At 40.7% G+C, this 17,693-nt stretch carries 21 protein-coding genes; 1 reads left to right on the top strand and 20 read right to left on the bottom strand.

Annotation, left to right across the window (positions count from 1 at the left end):
• Nucleotides 1-5: 5 nt before the first annotated feature.
• The 6 genes from polA to FC26_RS03290 form a co-directional block, all read right to left on the bottom strand.
• Nucleotides 6-2,672, bottom strand: a complete 2,667-nt coding sequence (gene polA / locus FC26_RS03315) for a DNA polymerase I (RefSeq protein ID WP_057777795.1) — start codon at nt 2,670-2,672, stop codon at nt 6-8.
• Between the two features lie 115 nt (nt 2,673-2,787).
• On the bottom strand, nt 2,788-3,507 hold the full coding sequence (locus tag FC26_RS03310; protein WP_057777794.1) for a Bax inhibitor-1/YccA family protein: 720 nt from the start codon (nt 3,505-3,507) through the stop codon (nt 2,788-2,790).
• A 109-nt stretch (nt 3,508-3,616) separates the two neighbouring features.
• Nucleotides 3,617-4,948, bottom strand: a complete 1,332-nt coding sequence (gene murC / locus FC26_RS03305; RefSeq protein ID WP_057777793.1) for a UDP-N-acetylmuramate--L-alanine ligase — start codon at nt 4,946-4,948, stop codon at nt 3,617-3,619.
• A gap of 21 nt (nt 4,949-4,969) precedes the next feature.
• A complete protein-coding gene (locus tag FC26_RS03300) occupies nt 4,970-5,404 on the bottom strand; it encodes a hypothetical protein (RefSeq protein WP_057777792.1) in 435 nt (144 codons plus the stop codon).
• Nucleotides 5,405-5,422: 18 nt separating this feature from the next.
• Nucleotides 5,423-6,061, bottom strand: coding sequence for a YtpR family tRNA-binding protein (gene ytpR, locus FC26_RS03295; RefSeq protein ID WP_057777791.1), 639 nt, complete (start codon nt 6,059-6,061; stop codon nt 5,423-5,425).
• 51 nt (nt 6,062-6,112) lie between these two features.
• The gene (locus tag FC26_RS03290; RefSeq protein WP_057777790.1) at nt 6,113-6,433 is read right to left on the bottom strand and encodes a thioredoxin family protein; all 321 of its coding nucleotides are present in this window, start codon (nt 6,431-6,433) and stop codon (nt 6,113-6,115) included.
• Between the two features lie 174 nt (nt 6,434-6,607).
• On the opposite strand from FC26_RS03290, the gene FC26_RS03285 reads away from it, so the two are divergent.
• A complete protein-coding gene (locus FC26_RS03285; protein WP_057777789.1) occupies nt 6,608-6,949 on the top strand; it encodes a PepSY domain-containing protein in 342 nt (113 codons plus the stop codon).
• Nucleotides 6,950-7,034: 85 nt separating this feature from the next.
• On the opposite strand, the gene trmB is transcribed toward FC26_RS03285, so the two are convergent.
• The 14 genes from trmB to FC26_RS03220 form a co-directional block, all read right to left on the bottom strand.
• Nucleotides 7,035-7,682 carry a tRNA (guanosine(46)-N7)-methyltransferase TrmB gene (gene trmB, locus FC26_RS03280; RefSeq protein WP_057777788.1) on the bottom strand — a complete coding sequence of 216 codons (648 nt, stop codon included), beginning with the start codon at nt 7,680-7,682 and terminating at the stop codon, nt 7,035-7,037.
• Nucleotides 7,683-7,705: 23 nt separating this feature from the next.
• The gene (locus FC26_RS03275) at nt 7,706-8,908 is read right to left on the bottom strand and encodes an ABC transporter permease (RefSeq protein WP_057777787.1); all 1,203 of its coding nucleotides are present in this window, start codon (nt 8,906-8,908) and stop codon (nt 7,706-7,708) included.
• The gene (locus FC26_RS03270; RefSeq protein ID WP_057777786.1) at nt 8,892-9,638 is read right to left on the bottom strand and encodes an ABC transporter ATP-binding protein; all 747 of its coding nucleotides are present in this window, start codon (nt 9,636-9,638) and stop codon (nt 8,892-8,894) included. The genes FC26_RS03275 and FC26_RS03270 overlap by 17 nt, the downstream gene beginning before the upstream one ends.
• Nucleotides 9,639-10,353: 715 nt before the next feature.
• On the bottom strand, nt 10,354-11,394 hold the full coding sequence (locus FC26_RS03265) for a GH25 family lysozyme (RefSeq protein WP_057777785.1): 1,041 nt from the start codon (nt 11,392-11,394) through the stop codon (nt 10,354-10,356).
• 12 nt (nt 11,395-11,406) lie between these two features.
• Nucleotides 11,407-11,928, bottom strand: a complete 522-nt coding sequence (locus tag FC26_RS03260) for a hypothetical protein (protein ID WP_057777784.1) — start codon at nt 11,926-11,928, stop codon at nt 11,407-11,409.
• A 4-nt stretch (nt 11,929-11,932) separates the two neighbouring features.
• Nucleotides 11,933-12,547: a hypothetical protein gene (locus FC26_RS03255; protein ID WP_057777783.1), complete on the bottom strand. Its 615-nt coding sequence runs from the start codon at nt 12,545-12,547 to the stop codon at nt 11,933-11,935.
• Nucleotides 12,548-12,558: 11 nt separating this feature from the next.
• Nucleotides 12,559-13,008, bottom strand: coding sequence for a phage holin, LLH family (locus FC26_RS03250; RefSeq protein ID WP_057777782.1), 450 nt, complete (start codon nt 13,006-13,008; stop codon nt 12,559-12,561).
• A gap of 14 nt (nt 13,009-13,022) precedes the next feature.
• A complete protein-coding gene (locus FC26_RS03245; RefSeq protein ID WP_057777781.1) occupies nt 13,023-13,277 on the bottom strand; it encodes a hemolysin XhlA family protein in 255 nt (84 codons plus the stop codon).
• Between the two features lie 33 nt (nt 13,278-13,310).
• Entirely contained in the window at nt 13,311-13,433 is a 123-nt protein-coding gene (locus tag FC26_RS12445; RefSeq protein WP_083483735.1) for an XkdX family protein, read from the bottom strand.
• Nucleotides 13,433-13,846 carry a hypothetical protein gene (locus tag FC26_RS03240; RefSeq protein ID WP_057777780.1) on the bottom strand — a complete coding sequence of 138 codons (414 nt, stop codon included), beginning with the start codon at nt 13,844-13,846 and terminating at the stop codon, nt 13,433-13,435. Before FC26_RS03240 ends, FC26_RS12445 begins: the two co-directional genes overlap by 1 nt.
• Nucleotides 13,847-13,861: 15 nt before the next feature.
• Nucleotides 13,862-14,290, bottom strand: coding sequence for a hypothetical protein (locus tag FC26_RS03235; RefSeq protein WP_057777779.1), 429 nt, complete (start codon nt 14,288-14,290; stop codon nt 13,862-13,864).
• The gene (locus FC26_RS03230) at nt 14,290-14,973 is read right to left on the bottom strand and encodes a hypothetical protein (protein ID WP_057777778.1); all 684 of its coding nucleotides are present in this window, start codon (nt 14,971-14,973) and stop codon (nt 14,290-14,292) included. Before FC26_RS03230 ends, FC26_RS03235 begins: the two co-directional genes overlap by 1 nt.
• Before the next feature lie 17 nt (nt 14,974-14,990).
• On the bottom strand, nt 14,991-16,856 hold the full coding sequence (locus FC26_RS03225; protein WP_057777777.1) for a phage tail protein: 1,866 nt from the start codon (nt 16,854-16,856) through the stop codon (nt 14,991-14,993).
• Nucleotides 16,857-16,869: 13 nt separating this feature from the next.
• Complete coding sequence (locus FC26_RS03220) at nt 16,870-17,625, bottom strand: phage tail domain-containing protein (protein ID WP_235809459.1); 756 nt, start codon at nt 17,623-17,625, stop codon at nt 16,870-16,872.
• Nucleotides 17,626-17,693 lie beyond the last annotated feature (68 nt).

Below are 17,693 nucleotides of genomic sequence, written 5' to 3'. Positions count from 1 at the left end.
TAGTTTTATTTAGCTTCGTACCAAGTCTTTCCGTGAGCACTTTCCACTTTCAAAGGCACATCAAGTGAAACTGCCGAATCCATAACCTTAGGAACTAGCTTCTCAAGTACTGGAATTTCTTCACTAGGCGCTTCAAATACCAGTTCATCATGAATTTGGAGCAACATCTTAGCCTTTAAATGGTGAGTTGCTAAAGCTTGGTTCATTTGAATCATTGCAATTTTAATAATATCTGCCGCACTTCCTTGGATCGGTGTATTCATCGCCGTTCTTTCCGCAAATGAGCGCTGATTAAAGTTCTTGGCATTGATCTCTGGTAAATATCTTCTGCGATGAGTTAATGTTTCGACATAGCCTCGTTTGTGAGCAGACTCAACAATTTCGTCAATATATTTTTTTACGCCAGGAAATTCTTCAAAGTAAGTTTCGATAAACTGCTTCGCCTGTTTTCGCGAAATTCCAATATTTTGTGAAAGTCCATAATCACTGATCCCGTAGACAATTCCGAAGTTTACGGCCTTTGCTTGCCGTCGTAAATTACGATCTACTTCTTCATCCGGGCCAAGCTTGAAAATTCGACGAGCGGTACTGGCATGAATGTCTTGATCTTCAATGAAAGCCTCTTGCAGATTATGATCGCCGGTTACATGAGCTAGCACACGAAGCTCAATCTGAGAATAATCTGATGAAAAGATTTCCCAGTCCTCATGGCTTGGGACGAACGCTTGTCGAATCTTGCGACCTTCTTCGAGTCGAATTGGAATATTTTGCAGGTTAGGATCGACCGACGAGAGTCGCCCAGTTTGTGTCAGTGTTTGCAGGTACCGCGTATGAATTTTCTGATCAGTCGAGTGTACTACCTTCAATAACCCCTCGATATAGGTTGATTGTAGTTTCGAAATTTGTCGATACAACAAAATATTATCTACGATGGGCGCCTGATCACGTAATTTTTCTAAGACATCAACGGCTGTTGAGTAGCCAGTCTTAGTTTTCTTAATGACTGGTAATTTCATTTTCTCAAATAAAATTTCACCCAACTGTTTTGGTGAATTGATATTAAATGACTCACCGGCTTCTTGATAGATCGTCTGCTCTAATTCGCTTAACCGCTCGATTAGCTTACTTCCCATCGCCTTTAACCGCTCGACATCAACTTTCACACCGGTTATCTCCATTTGTGCTAATACGTCACTCAATGGCAATTCAATATCCGTGTACAGATCAATTTGTTCGTTCTCATTTAGTTTCTGAATCAGCTGAGGTTTAAGTTCAGCAATCGCACGTGTTTTAGTCGCTAAGTGGGCAAACAAAACTTGATCCACATCTGGAATAGCCCGTTTTGCTCCTTTGCCATAAACGGCTTCATCTGTGTCAACGTCAAAATAACTATGTTCACGCGCCAAAACGCCTAAATCATTACTATTTTCATTGGTATTGAGTAGGTACGAAACCAATAACAAATCAAAGTCAACATGCCGTAATGTGATACCCAAACGGTTCAGCCCCACTGTCATTGCTTTAGCATTAAACACATCTTTTTTAACTGTATCACTCTCAAGCAACTGACGAACCGGTGCCGACGTGAGTAGTTCAACATCACGGCTGACAAACCAACGATGCCCATCTCCAATACTAAATCCTGCAAATTCAGACGTGTGGTAATTAGCATCCGGCATTTCCAAATAAAAGCTAACGGAACCTTCAAGTGTCTGAATCTGACCCAAATTAGTTTTATCTAAGCATGTAAATTCAATCTGCTTAATTTCAGGATCCGTCAAATCAAGTTCTGTCTGAGAACCTGAAAGCTTATTAAGAAAAGACTGAAAATTCATTTCCTGATAAAACTTAATTAGTTCATCAGTTTGCGGACCCGTATAGTCGATATCATTAATGGTTACTTCAATGGGTGCTTGACAATTAATTTGAGCGAGCTTTTTGGACATAAACGCATTGTCTCGATCTTCAATCAGATGTTCCTTCATTTTACTAGGCTTAAGATCATCTATATGTTCATACAGATTTTCCATGCTACCAAACTGTTTGATCAATTTGATAGCTGTTTTTTCACCAACTTTAGTAACCCCAGGATAATTATCTGACGTATCACCCATCAGTCCTTTCATATCAACAATCTGACTGGGACTAATTCCCAACTTTTCTAATACATGCTCAGGTGTATAATGCTCAACTTCTGTGACTCCTTTGTGAGTAACAGAAACTGTCGTCGTTTCACTAGACAGCTGGGTAAGATCCCGATCTCCCGTCACAATGGTTGTTTGAAACCCCTGCTCCCCGGCTTGTAGCGCAAGTGTTCCAATAATATCATCAGCTTCATAATTGGCTAATTCATAGCTATGCATCCCATAAGCTTTAATCAGTTCTTTTAAATAGGGCATTTGTTCGGATAATTCTGGTGGGGTCTTATCACGCCCCCCTTTATAATCATCATACATTTCAGTTCGAAAGGTTGTTTTACCAGCGTCAAACGCAACTAAAGCTGCATCTGGTTGCACTTCTTTTAAAATATGATCCAGCATTAAATTAAAGCCATAAATTGCTGTGGTATGTAATCCATTTTGATTGGTGAATTTCCCCAATTGTGAGTGGAGGGCAAAAAAAGCACGAAAGGCCACGCTGTTTCCATCAATTAGTAATAACTGTTTCGTCATTTATTTATCTCCTGACCTTAATAGTATCGTTTTCATTGTATCAAAAAAACGAACCCGAAACACTAGTTTCAAGTTCGTCCTCTCAATGAGTGGCAATCGCACACTCACATTTTTATTAGTCTCGACTGCTCATGCCGAAAATTTGGAGCAAGCTGATAAAGAGGTTAACAAAGTCTAAATATAATTGTAGGGCACCCATCACGGCTAATCCACCAACTGAAACCTGATTACCATATTGTAAATAGATCCGCTTCATATTTTGTGTATCCCATGCTGTTAAAACCGTAAAGATAATGACAGCAATGTACGAGAAAATATAGGTAATTGCACTACTTTGGATAAACATGTTAATAACACTCGCAATAATCAAGGCAACCAAGGCAGCCGTTGCATGTGCACCAAATTTACTCAAATCACGTTTAGTCACACCACCATAAATCGTCATCGTTAGGAAAACCGCAGACGCTGAAAGGAACGCAGCTGTAATACTGGTTCCCGTAAACGCCGCACAGATCAGTGCAAACTCAACTCCGTAAATGACAGCCATCGCCATCAACATCAAGAAACTGGCAACTGGATTACGAGTAGCTCGAAAACTGATACCGAATGACAACGCAATCGGTATAATCAGAATGATCCAAATCATCCCACTATGCTGGGACATGTAACCAAAGATCTGTTCACGAAAGACCGTTAACGTTAAAAACGAGCTCAGGGCTGATACTAGAACTGCAAGCGTCATATTCGCATACATTCGCGTCATAAATCGTGTTAGTCCAGCTTCATTTCCAACCTCACGTCTTGCCTGTGAATAATCGTCGTTAAAATTGTTCACTCAATACACATCGCTTTCTAAAAAATGATTACGGGGACACCCCCGCTTTCCGAACATTCTACCTAATTTAAAAATTGACTTCAAGTGATATACACTTTTTGATTATGAATTAGTTGTTTTTAGGGGTCACATCACTCAATAGCTTTTCGTAGGCTTGCTCGTATTTCTGAACATCACCAGCGCCCATAAAGACAACTACCGCATTATGGTAATCCAGTAATGGGGACATATTATCTAATTTAAGCACTGAACCGCCCTTAACAATTTTGGCACCCAAATCAGCACTAGAAACACTCCCTGACTTTTCACGCGCGGAACTGAAAATATCGGTTAAGTAAACTTGGTCAGCCAGGTTTAAACTCTTTGCAAAATCATCCAGCAACGCAATTGTTCGCGTAAACGTATGTGGCTGGAAAACAGCAACAATTTCTTTATCAGGATATTTTTGCCGAGCGGCATCTAAAGTTGCTTTGATTTCGGATGGGTGATGTGCATAGTCATCAATGATTGTCATATCAGCAACAGTTTTCTCACTGAAGCGCCGTTTGACACCACTAAACGTTAGTAATTCACGTCTGATCTCATCAAGATCAACTTTTTCAAAATATGAAACCGCGATTACGGCCAAACTATTCAAAATATTGTGCTTTCCGAACAATGGTGTTTCGAAGTTGCCGAGGAATTCATCGTGGTAGTATACATCAAATGTTGATCCCTTAGTTGACCGTTTAATATCACGAGCTTGGAAATCGTCACGTTCACTAGTTCCGTAGTAGTAAACTGGAACGTCAACATCTAATTTGCGAAGGTTCTCATCATCCCCCCACGCAAATATGCCCTTTTTAACTTGCTTGCCAAAGGCTTCAAAAGCTGAAAAAACATCATCAATACCACTATAATAGTCGGGGTGATCAAAATCGATATTAGTCATGATGGCATAATCTGGATGGTATGGCATAAAGTGGCGACGGTATTCATCGGCTTCAAAAACAAAGAACCGTGAATCAACCGTCCCACGACCACTACCATCGCCAACTAAATAACTCGTTGGTGCAACACCACTTAAAACGTGCGCAAGCAAGCCAGTCGTACTCGTCTTCCCATGTGCTCCCGCTACGGCAATGCTGGTGTATTCATTAATTAATTCGCCTAAAAACTCGTGATAGCGATAGACTTTAAGTCCTAATTTACGAGCCTTATCGATTTCTGGATGGCTATCTGGGAAGGAATTTCCGGCAATCACAGTTAGTCCATCATGAATATTTTCAGGATCAAATGAGTAAATCGAAATACCAGCTTTCTCAAGGCCCCGCTGTGTAAAGGTATATTGATCAATATCAGATCCCTCAACTTGGTATCCTTTATCGTGCAGTACCAACGCAAGTGCACTCATTCCTGAACCCTTAATTCCAACAAAATAATAGACTGTATCGTTTTTCATGCCTAATGTTCCTCTCCAATTTTAATGATGTTTATTTTGATTTGTATCGAAAATTTTTAATGTCCGTTGAGCATCCTGTTCACTTCTCAAAATATCATTTAGTGAATGTCCCAATGCATTTCCCAAGTTTTTCTGCTGGGAATATTTTTGCGTTGCGGTTTTTATTTTACGTTCATCTTTCGTCAGACCAACGTCGCTCGTACCGTTTGTTGGTTGTTCGGTTAGTTCCTTGACTACCACATAATAATCAGCTGGCTGTTTTCTCAGATGACGCAGGACCCGACTATAATCATACGATTGTGGTGCCAATCGTCGCTTGAATGTCGGAACCTGCGTTACTTTGAATGGCTTTTTCTTTTCTTGTGGGCTTGGTGAATGGACCTTCTCCTTACCGGTAGTTTGCTGATTTTCAGAACCATGACGATAAAAAGATGGGCCATCGTAATTATTTGTCATCGTCATTACCCCTCTAGTCTACAAAAATAGTTGGTTACCCTTAGCAAAGTTAAATGCTTCACCAACTTCTTGGAAATCATCAGGTAAAATCAATGCCCCAGGTTTCTGTGGCGCATTTTTCAATTTTAACTCACGTCCAGAACAGATCATACCATTGCTATCAACACCACGCAATTGACCTGGCCAAATAATCTGACCACTGGGCATCATTGCACCAACTTTGGCGACCACTACCTTAATATGATCAGCAATATTCGGTGATCCAGATATAATTTGCAACGTTTCATTGTCACTAATTCGTGTACGGGTAATATGCAAATGATCCGATTTTGGATGATCTGAAAGTTGTTCTACGTAACCGACAACAAACTTCGGTGTTCGATCAAGCTCCAGCAGGCATTCAAATCCAGCCGTCTTAATAGCCTGATTAAGCTGATCTACTTGCTTATCAGTCAGTTCTAATTGTCCATTCGCATCAATATCACCTAGAGTCTCATGAACATTCAAGAAGTTATAGCCTAATAGATGCCCATCGTCAGCTGCTGTAATCTGCGCGATGTTGTTTCGAATAATCGTCTTCTGTTCCTCAGTATCAGGGGCTGTAATAACGACTAATACATCTCCCAACTCTTGACGATTGTAACTTGCAATTAACATAATGTATCCTTTCCTCACAAAAAAATGGCGGCGAACCACCATTTTGATTACTTAATTTAATGAATCAATAAACTTTTCTACTTGTTCTTTTGTTTTACGATCTTTGTTGACAAATCTGCCAATCTCTTCACCGTTCTCAAACGCAATAAAGCTTGGAATACCAAACACATTCAGTTCGGCGGCTAAATCGATGTTCTCGTCACGATCAACTGCAATAAATTGATAATTTGAATATTCCGCTTCTATTGCAGGCATTGCGGGCTTAATGAAGGCGCAGTCCGGGCACCACGTTGCTGAGAAAAAGAGCATGTATTTACCGGATTTTATTTTTTCAAGTAATTCATCTTTTGTGGTTTTAGCTAATGCTTGCATGGTGATAACCCCTTTCGTTTTCTGCTACTTGTCCATTATACCCAAAAACCGAATAAATTCACTAATTTTGTTTTTAATCCATCATCTTTTAACTTTGACTAGCCAAATAGTAATATTGCTGGCTTTCTATCGCACATTTTGCTACACTCGCGTTAGATATTGGAGGTATGAGCTATGAACAACTCAGAAAATCAACTTAATTCATGGACACTCCCAATTACACTTGGTGTTTCAGGAGTCCTAGGCTTCTTTTTAGGTCAAAAACTCAAAAATCGACAACAATCTCCTAGCGAAATCCTAACTCGAGTTAAACGCGGCTTTCAAAAAGAAGGTCCTCTTGAGGGTTCATGGATCGAGAGTAAGACAATTCCATTTCAACGTTTTGCCTATAAAACACGTGTTTATCGTGGCGGAATCTCCCGCTTGGAAGATAACCAACGGACTACCTATGAATTTTTAGCAGATGCCGAGACGGGTTCAATTTTAAAAATGAGCCGAATTGAAGCGAATAAATAAATTTTTTAAAAAGATATCCCAGACGAATTAACGACTGAGATATCTTTTTTTGTGCAATTATTCCGGTAAGGAGAGCTACTTCCATTTACTTGGTAAAATGAGCGGCAACCTTATAGATAGGCTGGCCCTTTTCACTGAATTTTCTTTCATATTCAGTTTGCACGTTTCCGACATTTTCCGCACTATTATGCAAATCTAGCCAAACACCATCAAACACCAAGCCAAAATTATTCATGCTCATCAATGAATACTCAAAAAAGCCCTGATTATCCGTCTTAAGTTCCAGTACACCATCAGAAATCAATACTTTCTGGTATGAAGCCAGAAAACTCTTGTATGTTAACCGACGTTTTGTATGGCGTTTCTTAGGCCATGGGTCGGAAAAATTCAGATAAAGTTGCGTAATTTCCGCCGGCTCAAAATAGGTTTCAATTGATTCCCCTGCACCCGCAATTAATTGCAGATTAGTCAACGGTTCCTCTTCCAGTGCAGAACGAAGCGCTGTTGCTGCAACGGACTTCTGCACTTCTAAACCAATAAAATTTATTTCAGGATGAGCCTTAGCCATACCAATAATAAACTGGCCCTTTCCCATTCCCACTTCAACATGAATAGGTTGTGGTTTTTCAAACCGTGCCTGCCAATGACCAGTATTTTGCTCCGCATGGTCGGTAATAATTTCGGGATGGGCATCAATCAATGGCTGTGCCCAAGGTTTATTTCTAACTCGCATAATGACCTCACTTTATTTTTGACTTACTTTTTTTGTCGGATTCGATATTTAATGTACCCGTAGACCAGTAACAAGCTTTCACACACACCAACAAGTAGTTTGGCTCCCTGTTGTGGCATATTGACGGTCGTTCCAGTGCTGGCTAGCCACAACAAAAGTGTGGCCCCTAATAAGATTTTTTGACTTAGGCTCTGGAAATTTTTGAGCTGATCAATTTGGCTCACTGGGTAAAGATGCGTAAATACATGGTTGTCAAAATGCCAATAAAATGGAATTAGTTGAACCGTTAAAAGGTAAATGAACAATACCATAATTAATAAATTCAACCAAAAAATTGGGATAAAGAACAAAATTGCCATCCCAACGACGGTTAGACGAACAATTAAGCCACTTACTTCAGTCCCTCTTAAAAAGCCACGTGCATATAAATACGAAAACGGTTGTTTCGATTGACTCATAAGTTTCACTAGCCAATCAAGGTACCGACGCCGATGAACGACGCCTTGAACCATAGGAACATCTGTAAACAGATTAAAAAATCTGTATATTCCAAGCATTCTCTGCTGCTCCTGCGCCACAGCTAACCGCCAATTTAACAAGCGCTGTGTTACACGCCGTTGCACTTGCCATGAGACAACCATAACGATTGTACTAATAATCCCTGCAACAATCCAGCTTAAATAAAATCCGCTTATCAGCACGACTCCTGGCAATATAACCAAAATGATCACTGTTTCCGTTTTGGATGTAAATCGAAAGAGCCGGGCTAGCAGCCAGTTCATCTCAGTTGCTTTTAGCGTCACCATCACAACTGCAATTGCAATAACAGTATCTACTGTGTAAGTTGACGTCGCCATGATAAACGGCATCAACACCGCACTAAATGCCAGTGTCATCAGTTCTCCCAGTATAAGGCTGTAATGCAAAGCTTGATGGAAATAGTGCGTCATCATTTTGGCTTGTGGCAATAGAAATACCGGATCCGCGGGCTTAACTAATGTTGCCAGTCGCCCAACCTGTAAAATTATCAATAGCACGATAATTGCAACCGGCCGACTCCACCAAAGATGTGAATTCAATTGGTTAAGTGCTTGAGAATAACCCCAAGCCAGTGCACCAAACATGAAAAACAAGGCAATCACAAAATGATCGTTAAATACCAGACGCCAGTATTTGAGAAGCAACAGAAAATGTTGTCCTCTTCTTCGACTAAATAGTTGAGTCATCGCGGTCTTCCTTTGCTAATGCTAAATATATCTCATCCAACGATTGATCTGGGCCATCTCCCAATTCGCGAAGATGCGCTAAAGTCCCCTGAGCACGAACTTGACCGTCCTTCAGTAGAACAAATCGGTCGCAATATTTTTCAGCCGTATCCAAAACATGGGTAGACATCAAGACAGCGGCCCCCGTTTTCTTCACCTGTTCAATTTCATAAAGCAAGTCATGTACAGCGAGCGGATCAAGGCCATAAAATGGTTCATCAATGATAAACAGCTTCGCATTCGTCATTAATGCACTGCAAATCATTACTTTTTGTTTCATCCCTTTAGAAAAATTAATCGGAAACCAGTCGAGTTTATTATCTAACCGGAAAATTTTTAATAATCGCTGCGCCTTTTTCCATGCCTCATGTTCATCCAAATGATAAGCCATTATAGTGAGTTCAAGATGCTCTTTCAGTGTGAGTTCTTCGTACAAAACAGGCGTTTCGGGAATATAGGCAATTTGTGATTTATACGATTCACTATCTTCTTGCAAACTAACACCGTCGATCGTTATTTGGCCACTAAAAGGCGTCAACAGCCCAATGACATGATTAATCGTGGTCGACTTACCGGCACCATTAAGCCCAATTAATCCGACTAGTTCACCGTCGTTAACCTCAAAACTGACATCTTTTAAAACTGGAATTTGTGAATAGCCACCAATCAGGTGTTCAACTTTTAATGTCATATCCATTCCTTCTTAATTTCGTAATTATTCAAACAAGTCTATTATATCATACGATTTAATGCGACAAAAAGATGCGAATCTCCCCCTTGTCTTGTATACTTAACAGTATATTTACGACGAAAGAGGGAGTTATTAATGGACGATTGTATTTTTTGTAAGACCAATCCCACTTCTTTAAAATGTACTAAAACGCGTTAAAACAGGCTTTTTATTTTTTTAACATCACTTAAAACCACTTAAAAACATATGGATTGTCCCCAGAAAGTCCCCAAGAATAAAATAGAGTACGTAGCACCTACGCTTTAATTGGTATAGGTGCTATTTTTGCGCAAAATAAAAAAGCCCCAATCCGGTGGGGACTGAGGTTTTATGCGATAATCCTTAAAGAAAGAGAATTGCTAATTAAGCACAATACAAGCATAATACTTTATTCATAAATTGTAAACGTTTTATTTAATCACAACTAAAAAAGCCCCTACCTAATTAAGGATAGAGGCTGTTAATTTGCTATTAAATTAATCACTGTTAATTCTTTAAATAGCGACCCAATGATGTTCCGGTCACTGAATTGTTCAATATCTGTTTCAATCGAACTTCGTAAGCTTAACATGCATTCAGAATAATAGCAAATAAAAAAGCCCCAATCCAATTAAGGACTGAGGCTTATCATAGGAAGTGATATGCTATGCACACATCGCCTACATATTATCACAATTTAAAACGGTTTCACACCGCTATTAATATCACGTTGAATTTGCTTCCACATTAACGATGGCCGGCTCACCTTACCATCAACTGGTGTACCTAATTTACGCTGCATAGCCCGATAAGTAACTGGGCCGAAGTAACCGTCTTGCTTAACGCCTAAGTGCTTCTGAATTACTCTAACAGTCGCTGATGGTTTACTAATCTTGCCATCTTGATATCGCATACCGTACAGCTGCTGTAATTTTAGGTATGTGTGATAACCCGGAATACCGTCAACGGCAATCTTATTAGACTTAGCTGCATTTTGAGTAGCAACATGAGTCGTCTGTGCGTTACTGATTACGGCATTCTTGTCGGTGTTAGCCGTGTAATAGTTATCGTACAGTTGACTAACGTCATAGCGCCCTGACAAGCCTGTAAAGGTCATTGTGGAGCTAAATTGCCATGCGTGGTTGTCAGTATACCGATCAGTTGTGACGTGGTATGGATAATAGGCAATCCAACCCGATCCACTAGCAACGGTCATCTTAGTGTTAACCCAGCTACCCATCGTGTAAATATCACACCGATAACCGGCTTGCTGAACAACTTGAGCGAATGCTTGGTTCGCTTGGTCATTAGTTTCCTTTGACACGCCGGATTGTGCTGAACTCTCGGCATCTGTTACAATCACCGATCCAATACCTAGGCCGTCAACTTGCGCCTGTTGGACCGCATGGCGTGCTTCGGCTTGTGCAGTGACCACCGAATTATAGCGGGCAAAATGATAACCATTCGTATATAGTCCGGCTTGACTAGCGTCTGCAATATTGGCCTTAGCAGTCGAGGCATTCCACGTTTGACCCTCGGAAATCTTAACCGTGACAGCCTTGATCCCGTAGTTATTACGTAGATTGGCAAACTGTTGTGTAGTTAAAGACTGCCCGTTGTTATTGTAATCAGACACGTCTAACATATCGGTGCGTGCCGCGTGGGCTGTTCCACCAATGCCGATCACTACTAAAAAAGCCACCGCCGAAGCGATGACTAATTGTTTAATCTTATTCAATTAGGTTACCTCCTATTTTAATACGTCTTCTGGAGCCGGTGTCCAAGGTGTAGCAATAGATCCTTTTTCTAATTTAAGATGACTTAGGGTTCCAGTCCCAGAACCAGAAAATTGAATATATCCTGAGCCTTCCTTGATGCTTGTTATGTTTTCTGGTACTACAAATGTCCCTGACATTCTTTCTGAGCCTGAATCATTATTAGGAGAGTACCATGCGCCATGCCATGATGGGCTACCTGCTGTTATTCCTATCTCCCACCCTATACGGTTTTTACCGCTTCCTTTAACAAACCCGTGATATTCATAGTCAAATGAGAACGTTACAGTTTCCCCTTCTAATCCTTTAAATAGGGTTAGCTGATCATCATTAGTTTCATTTGAAATGTAACCTGATACCCCTGATCCAGATCCAGTTAAAATTTTATCCGTAGTACCTGTTAACAGATTTCTACCATAAACTTGCTGGCCATCGCTGAACACCTTGTCTACTGCTACGCCATCAACAACGCATACTTTTCCATTGATCATTGACATTTAATCACCCCTTAATAAAGTAGACGCCGGACTTGTCGGTCAGTGAATCATACTGTGATTGGGTGACGACCTTGATTACTGCATCATCACCTTTGTCACCTTTGTCGCCTTTGTCTCCTTTGTCACCTTTGTCACCTTTGTCACCCTTGAAATAGCCGCTAGTCACCTTACTTTGCAAATCCTTTTGCAGATCGTCGAACTTAGCTTCGAAATCAGCTAGGGTGAGCGTTGTAATTACAGTTGATGTCGCTGCCATAATGTTTTTCTTGATTGAAAAACCGATTACACTTGGATAACTTGTATCTGGATAAATAGCTGTATTTCCCTGAGTGTCATCAATCCAGACTTCTAGTAAATACTGTCCAGCAGGCAATTCGCTAGAAATCTTACTGTCGATAACGACATCAATTCTGCCGTCGGTTGGGTGTATTAAATCGGAAACAGCTACATTAATTTCCGTTAGAAAACCTGCTGTATTACCGATCTTAACTGTGATCGACGAGGCTCTGGACAAGTCCACAGGCTGATCTAATTCGGTTACTCGTAGTGAGAGAGTGTCACTAGAATCACCTAACTTAATCGACTGTGGACTATCGCTCGTGAAATTTAAATTGCGCATATTAGTCCTCCTTATTGAGCTTGTGTGAGGCTAGTTACCTTTGCTTGCGCGGTTGCTAAATCAGCTTGCGCTTGTCGTAACGCTGCTGCTTTTGCTTGGGCATCGACTTGTTGGGCTGTCTTTTGCGGATAAGCAGCTTCAATCGCTTGCTTTGATTCAGCGAATTGTTTTTCAACCACATTGGCAACAGTTGTTTCATCGGCCGTAGTGAAACCTAGCTTTTTGAGTTCTGCTAGGACATAGGCGACGGCTTTAGACTTCTTCGCTTCACTCGTGAGGTATTCCGTTACTCCAGCTTGTTCGGCAAGAACTACGCCTGTTTTTGCCAGCGGCTCGGCAGTTTGCAGTAAGCTAACCACTTTCTTGTTAGCTAGTACATGCTTAGTGACAAAGCCCCCAATGACAGGGACGACGACAACGAATAATGACACGAGTAAATCAGTAATATTTTGGACGTTCATAATTAATTCCCTCCTTATTTCATCAAAAAGTTCTCTACAATAAATAACGCGACCGGCAAAATAATCGCCACCCACATTGTGCGTGACCACCACTGACTATTTGATTTTAAATCCTTAATATCAGCTTCATTCTGCTTGGCTAGTGTATAAGCTTCATCGGCTTTTTTAGTGGTTTCATTGACACCACTAGTATTAGTTTCGACCTTTACTAGGCGTTGCTGAATATCCATCAATAAATCAATCACATTTACGTCTTCTTTATCAGCCAAGACCTCATCTACTTTCTTCCAAAATAAAAAGGACTAGGCTGTGTAGTCCATCCCAGTAATTTCTTTATATTGATCGGCTGTGATACTGCCAGCAACTACATAGCCTTTGATATCACAGCCCCATGTGTACATTTGTTTGATAAAATCGATGCTCATTATTGTGTACCTCCTTGAGTAGTGTCACTTGCTGTATCAGCCGAGCTTGCTTGGCCAGTAACAGTTGATTCAGCAGATGTAGTTTCAGCCGTTGAAGCTGGCGCTGTGTTTGCTTGTGCTAGTTGAGCTGATACGCTAGCCAATTGTTGACCTAACTCATTGATTGCCAGTTGTTCAGCTGACGGTGTTACTGGGTTCTCTTTAAGGTACTCGACTTGAGCAGTGTCTTGTGATGCCTGCCAAGTTGCTTGGTCAGTACCCACCCATGTATTTCCATTCCATGTAATTGGTGTATACAAGCCATCTACAGGCTTAACCTCCGTTTCACTTGCTTGTATTACATAATTATCATCCACTAGCTTAGAGCCAGTAAACATGTTTGATGAATCATACAGATATACTGCTTTTGTCAAAATTAATCATCCTTCCTATTGTTTGCTTGTAATCATCAGCATGTTAACCCAAGTACCACTACCTGCATCCAATGAATCGCCATTGTAGAGAACCAGGTCAAGTGTCCCATCAGTATTTAACTGGAATAAGCCAGTTGCTGATTTAACATTGGCCCCGCCAATTGTCGGCAATCCATATGCTTTAATCACTACATCCGGAAATTGAGCGACATTCACCTTTCCATTAGCGGCAATTGTTCCACCACTAATGTAGCCATTAATACAGACCATTTTCACGGTCCCGAACGTCAAGATTCGGTAACTCAATGGGTTGATGCTGTCCATCTTGAATCCGTTAAGCATAGTAATTCCAGAGTTTGTCCAACCTGTGTCACTAATTGAGTTGGTTTCGATGAAATTATTAAGGTCTGAACCCCAGCCAGATTTTGAAATATCAATTGCCATTATTGTGTACCTCCTAAAATTAAGCTTGTGGAATTAATTGTGTTAATCGTTCCTCCATGGATGTCCAAGGATAGACAGTAAATACCATCATTAAGATAGATGTGTTTGCTGTTAGCTGCCAAGGTGGCCGTGGTGGCACTGGTAAACTGAAAACCACTGTCTTGCAGTAATATCTCTGACGAATTTACCAGTAAATTGTAGTTGCTACTGCCAATCGCATTAGTTTTAACATGAATTTGAAAGGTTTCTTGGCCACCGGCTGGTTTATCAGCCTCTTGTGGCACCCCAAAACCATAGGTATACATAGTCCCTGTAAAGTATGGCTGTTCACCATCGGTACTAGTTAAGTTCGCGGTGACTGCTAATTGATTAGCAATCGTGAGATAATTGGTGAGTTCTTCTTGCAAACTAGCTACTGGCGTGTCTTTGATCGCCTCAAGTATGGCCTTGATGTCTTCAATCGTTGCATCAACTTGGAGCTGACGTAGATAATTAACACCATCGTTATAGTCATGTTCTAATGCACCAATTGTTTCGACTGCTCGGACAAGGGCTTCACGAACGTCCACACCGTAAGCCTTGTTAGCAATCCATGTAGCCAACTGTAATACTTCTGCGGATAGCTGCGACTGATCAATCGTATTGACCGTCTCAATATGCGTATAATCTCGATATTGTGACACTTTAATTCTCCTCTCTATTAAACAAAGGCTTCATTGTAACTGTAATCGATGTCCAAACTAAGCCCATTAAAGGTGTCTGCAGATTGCCAAGCATCGCAGGTGTTTGGCTTAGTAGACCCCCATGCGGCGACCCAACGATAAACTGCCCGCGTATCTGCAAAAGTAAATCTGTCCCCGGTAAACCATGATTCAGAGGCATAGATACATGTTTGGGTATAGCCAGCATCGGTTAAGACTTTGAAGAATGCAGCTAGTTCACTTGTGAGTGTTGCTTCATCCTTACTTAGCCCACTAGCTTCCACATCACAAGCCACAATTGTACTTTTGCCAATGTTTCGGGATTGTAGTTCTTCCAAGAAGTGTGTTGCTTCTGCGGTCGCATTAGCTACCGAAGATGCTGTAAAGTAGTGAAATGCCCCGATATATTTCATGCCCGCACTGATCACATTGGCTTTTTGACTGTTGAAAATAGGATTGGTGTAATTTGTTCCACTATCACTGCCTTGAGTTAGCTTAATCATAGCGCCTTTAACACCCTTACCATACAGACTGGTGTACCAACTAGCCGCTTGATCAGTCGTTGAGGTCGTTCCATTATTAGACGATAGATCAACAAACATACTGCCCGCTGTCCAATTTTCACTATTATTTTGTAAGTCTTTAACTTGTTGCTGAAGCTGGGCAATTGTAGCTTGCATTGTCTTATCAGTTTCAGACAAAGTGGTCGTTGTATTCGACAGTGCTCTAGCTGTATTGCTTACAGTAGCGACTTCGTTTGATAAACTTGCGATCTTAGCTTTCTGAATAGTAACCAGCCTGTCTAAGTTAACTGATTGTGCCCGCTGGTAATCCAGAATTGTCTTTGCAGTGTTATTAAGCGTGACGTCTGTTTGCTGGGTACTATCAAAAGGATAGTATTGATACTCTAAAACTTGCACATGAGTCGTGTACCCAACTGGTCGTATTTCCAAGCGTCTAACTTCGCCGGCAATCGGCTTACTTAATTGGTCACTCTTAATCTCAATTGACAAACTAGGCTCTGGAATCATCTGTGTTAGCGCGTAAATACGCATCGCATTAGCGTCTGTAAAGCATTCATCCGAGATGTCATCTCCACTGTGAATTCCCCAATTAGCAATGCTGCCCATGTCTTGTGCGATAAAGGGATCAAAGTAATACTGAGTGATATCTGTATTAGTATCATCATCAGAACCGTCATCAGATATAGATGTATCGACTGTTTTACCAAAACACTTAACCGAATTCACGATTCCCGTTGAATCATAAGTTAGCATAACTTCTTGAGTGTTATATAGATAGTCAAGACGATTACCGTAGTCTTTGCCAAAACTATCTGCCGAGTAAACCCTGATTTGCTTATTATCGGGATAAATAACTGCAGTTGGCCACGCACTAATAATTTGGCTTAGCATATCTTGCCCTGAGTTATTACCCAAGTCTGTAATTTGTGCACTATCAAAGTTCCCGATTACTTGATAGGTATACCCCATCGTATTACAAGAACTGTCGTCAAGGTAAAAAGAAAGAACGTCAGCCACTGAGTAGGTTAACGTTCCTGTCCTAGTATTATATTGTCGAATTCGTGATATTTCCGCGTAGACGTGTGTAGCTACAATTGCCGCAGTCGTTAACCCATTGGAGTAATCAGGAGTGAATTGTTTGATGATAAATTCTTGGTTGTTCCAGTACAAGCTGGCTTCCACGCTCAAGCTATTGTAAGCAACCGAGCCATCATCATAAACAGTTAGTTGTAATTCCCACGTACTATTAGATTGCCAGTGCTCATAAAACGAGCTATTAACAATACAATTAAGCGGGATTTCATTTGAGCCATTGTGAGCTTTTACTAACAACTTGTCCAACTACTCACCCCCCTTAACCTAGGAATACATATGGAAAACTGAAAGTAACATCGAAATCAGAAGACCCACCAATCGCAATATTATTCTGCCCAACGTCTAGCGACAGCGTATTGTAGTCTGTACTGTCAGTTGCTAGCTCATTATTGACGTAAGTATTAATACCATCAATCAATACCGTATCACTCTTATCTAGCGTTTTACTGAGCGTCCAGCTACTGCCATTCGTGTGATTGAAAATAGATAGTTGTGACCCATAATAATGAATTTTTACCTTAAAATCGTGATGCTGGTAATAGGGGTCAATCTTAACGTCACCGCCATTTAAAACATTGATTGAACTGTTAGAAGTGAAGTAGTCATCAGCGTCTTGAATCGGAATATTATATCCCAGCGGATAGTCGTCAAAAAGATCATCCATATTATCAGTTCGCAGGTTGCTGTACTTATAGCCTGTCGGATTATCGAAAACAATACTAAACAGGCTGTCTAGTGCGCCGTCTTCGGTTACTTTGATGTCAAAGCTATTTGAGTGGACATACATCACCATATTGGGTTGTGTGTCAGTTCGTAGGCGGATTGCTTGTCGATTATCAAATAATTGATAGACCCGATTTTTAATTCCTTGGAAATTCCGCCAGTCAGAAAAGTGCATGATGAAATTAGCCGTTATACTGCTTTTATTGAACACGGTGTAATTGAAGATTGACCCATCAACACCACTATTGTCTGTATACGCATTTGTCAAAACCGGTGACATATCTAGCCCCAAAAAGTGAACTTCTGGTATTTTATCCTGTAGCTCAAATTCAGGGTCATGCCCCACTTGAATATATAGTT

The organism is Paucilactobacillus vaccinostercus DSM 20634, assembly GCF_001436295.1.
GTDB classification, from domain to species: Bacteria; Bacillota; Bacilli; order Lactobacillales; family Lactobacillaceae; genus Paucilactobacillus; species Paucilactobacillus vaccinostercus.
Note: the sequence above shows the minus strand (reverse complement) of the source record. Positions and strands in the feature narration are given on the sequence as shown.

Coding starts and splice junctions, on each gene's coding strand:
- FC26_RS03250 (WP_057777782.1), bottom strand. CDS start 13,008: ATGAACGTCCAAAATATTACTGATTTACTCGTGTCATTATTCGTTGTC.
- ytpR (WP_057777791.1), bottom strand. CDS start 6,061: ATGTTAATTGCAAGTTACAATCGTCAAGAGTTGGGAGATGTATTAGTC.
- murC (WP_057777793.1), bottom strand. CDS start 4,948: ATGAAAAACGATACAGTCTATTATTTTGTTGGAATTAAGGGTTCAGGA.
- FC26_RS03255 (WP_057777783.1), bottom strand. CDS start 12,547: ATGCGCAATTTAAATTTCACGAGCGATAGTCCACAGTCGATTAAGTTA.
- polA (WP_057777795.1), bottom strand. CDS start 2,672: ATGACGAAACAGTTATTACTAATTGATGGAAACAGCGTGGCCTTTCGT.
- FC26_RS03275 (WP_057777787.1), bottom strand. CDS start 8,908: ATGACTCAACTATTTAGTCGAAGAAGAGGACAACATTTTCTGTTGCTT.
- FC26_RS03270 (WP_057777786.1), bottom strand. CDS start 9,638: ATGACATTAAAAGTTGAACACCTGATTGGTGGCTATTCACAAATTCCA.
- FC26_RS03235 (WP_057777779.1), bottom strand. CDS start 14,290: ATGGCAATTGATATTTCAAAATCTGGCTGGGGTTCAGACCTTAATAAT.
- FC26_RS12445 (WP_083483735.1), bottom strand. CDS start 13,433: ATGAGCATCGATTTTATCAAACAAATGTACACATGGGGCTGTGATATC.
- trmB (WP_057777788.1), bottom strand. CDS start 7,682: ATGCGAGTTAGAAATAAACCTTGGGCACAGCCATTGATTGATGCCCAT.
- FC26_RS03285 (WP_057777789.1), top strand. CDS start 6,608: ATGAACAACTCAGAAAATCAACTTAATTCATGGACACTCCCAATTACA.
- FC26_RS03260 (WP_057777784.1), bottom strand. CDS start 11,928: ATGTCAATGATCAATGGAAAAGTATGCGTTGTTGATGGCGTAGCAGTA.
- FC26_RS03290 (WP_057777790.1), bottom strand. CDS start 6,433: ATGCAAGCATTAGCTAAAACCACAAAAGATGAATTACTTGAAAAAATA.
- FC26_RS03300 (WP_057777792.1), bottom strand. CDS start 5,404: ATGACAAATAATTACGATGGCCCATCTTTTTATCGTCATGGTTCTGAA.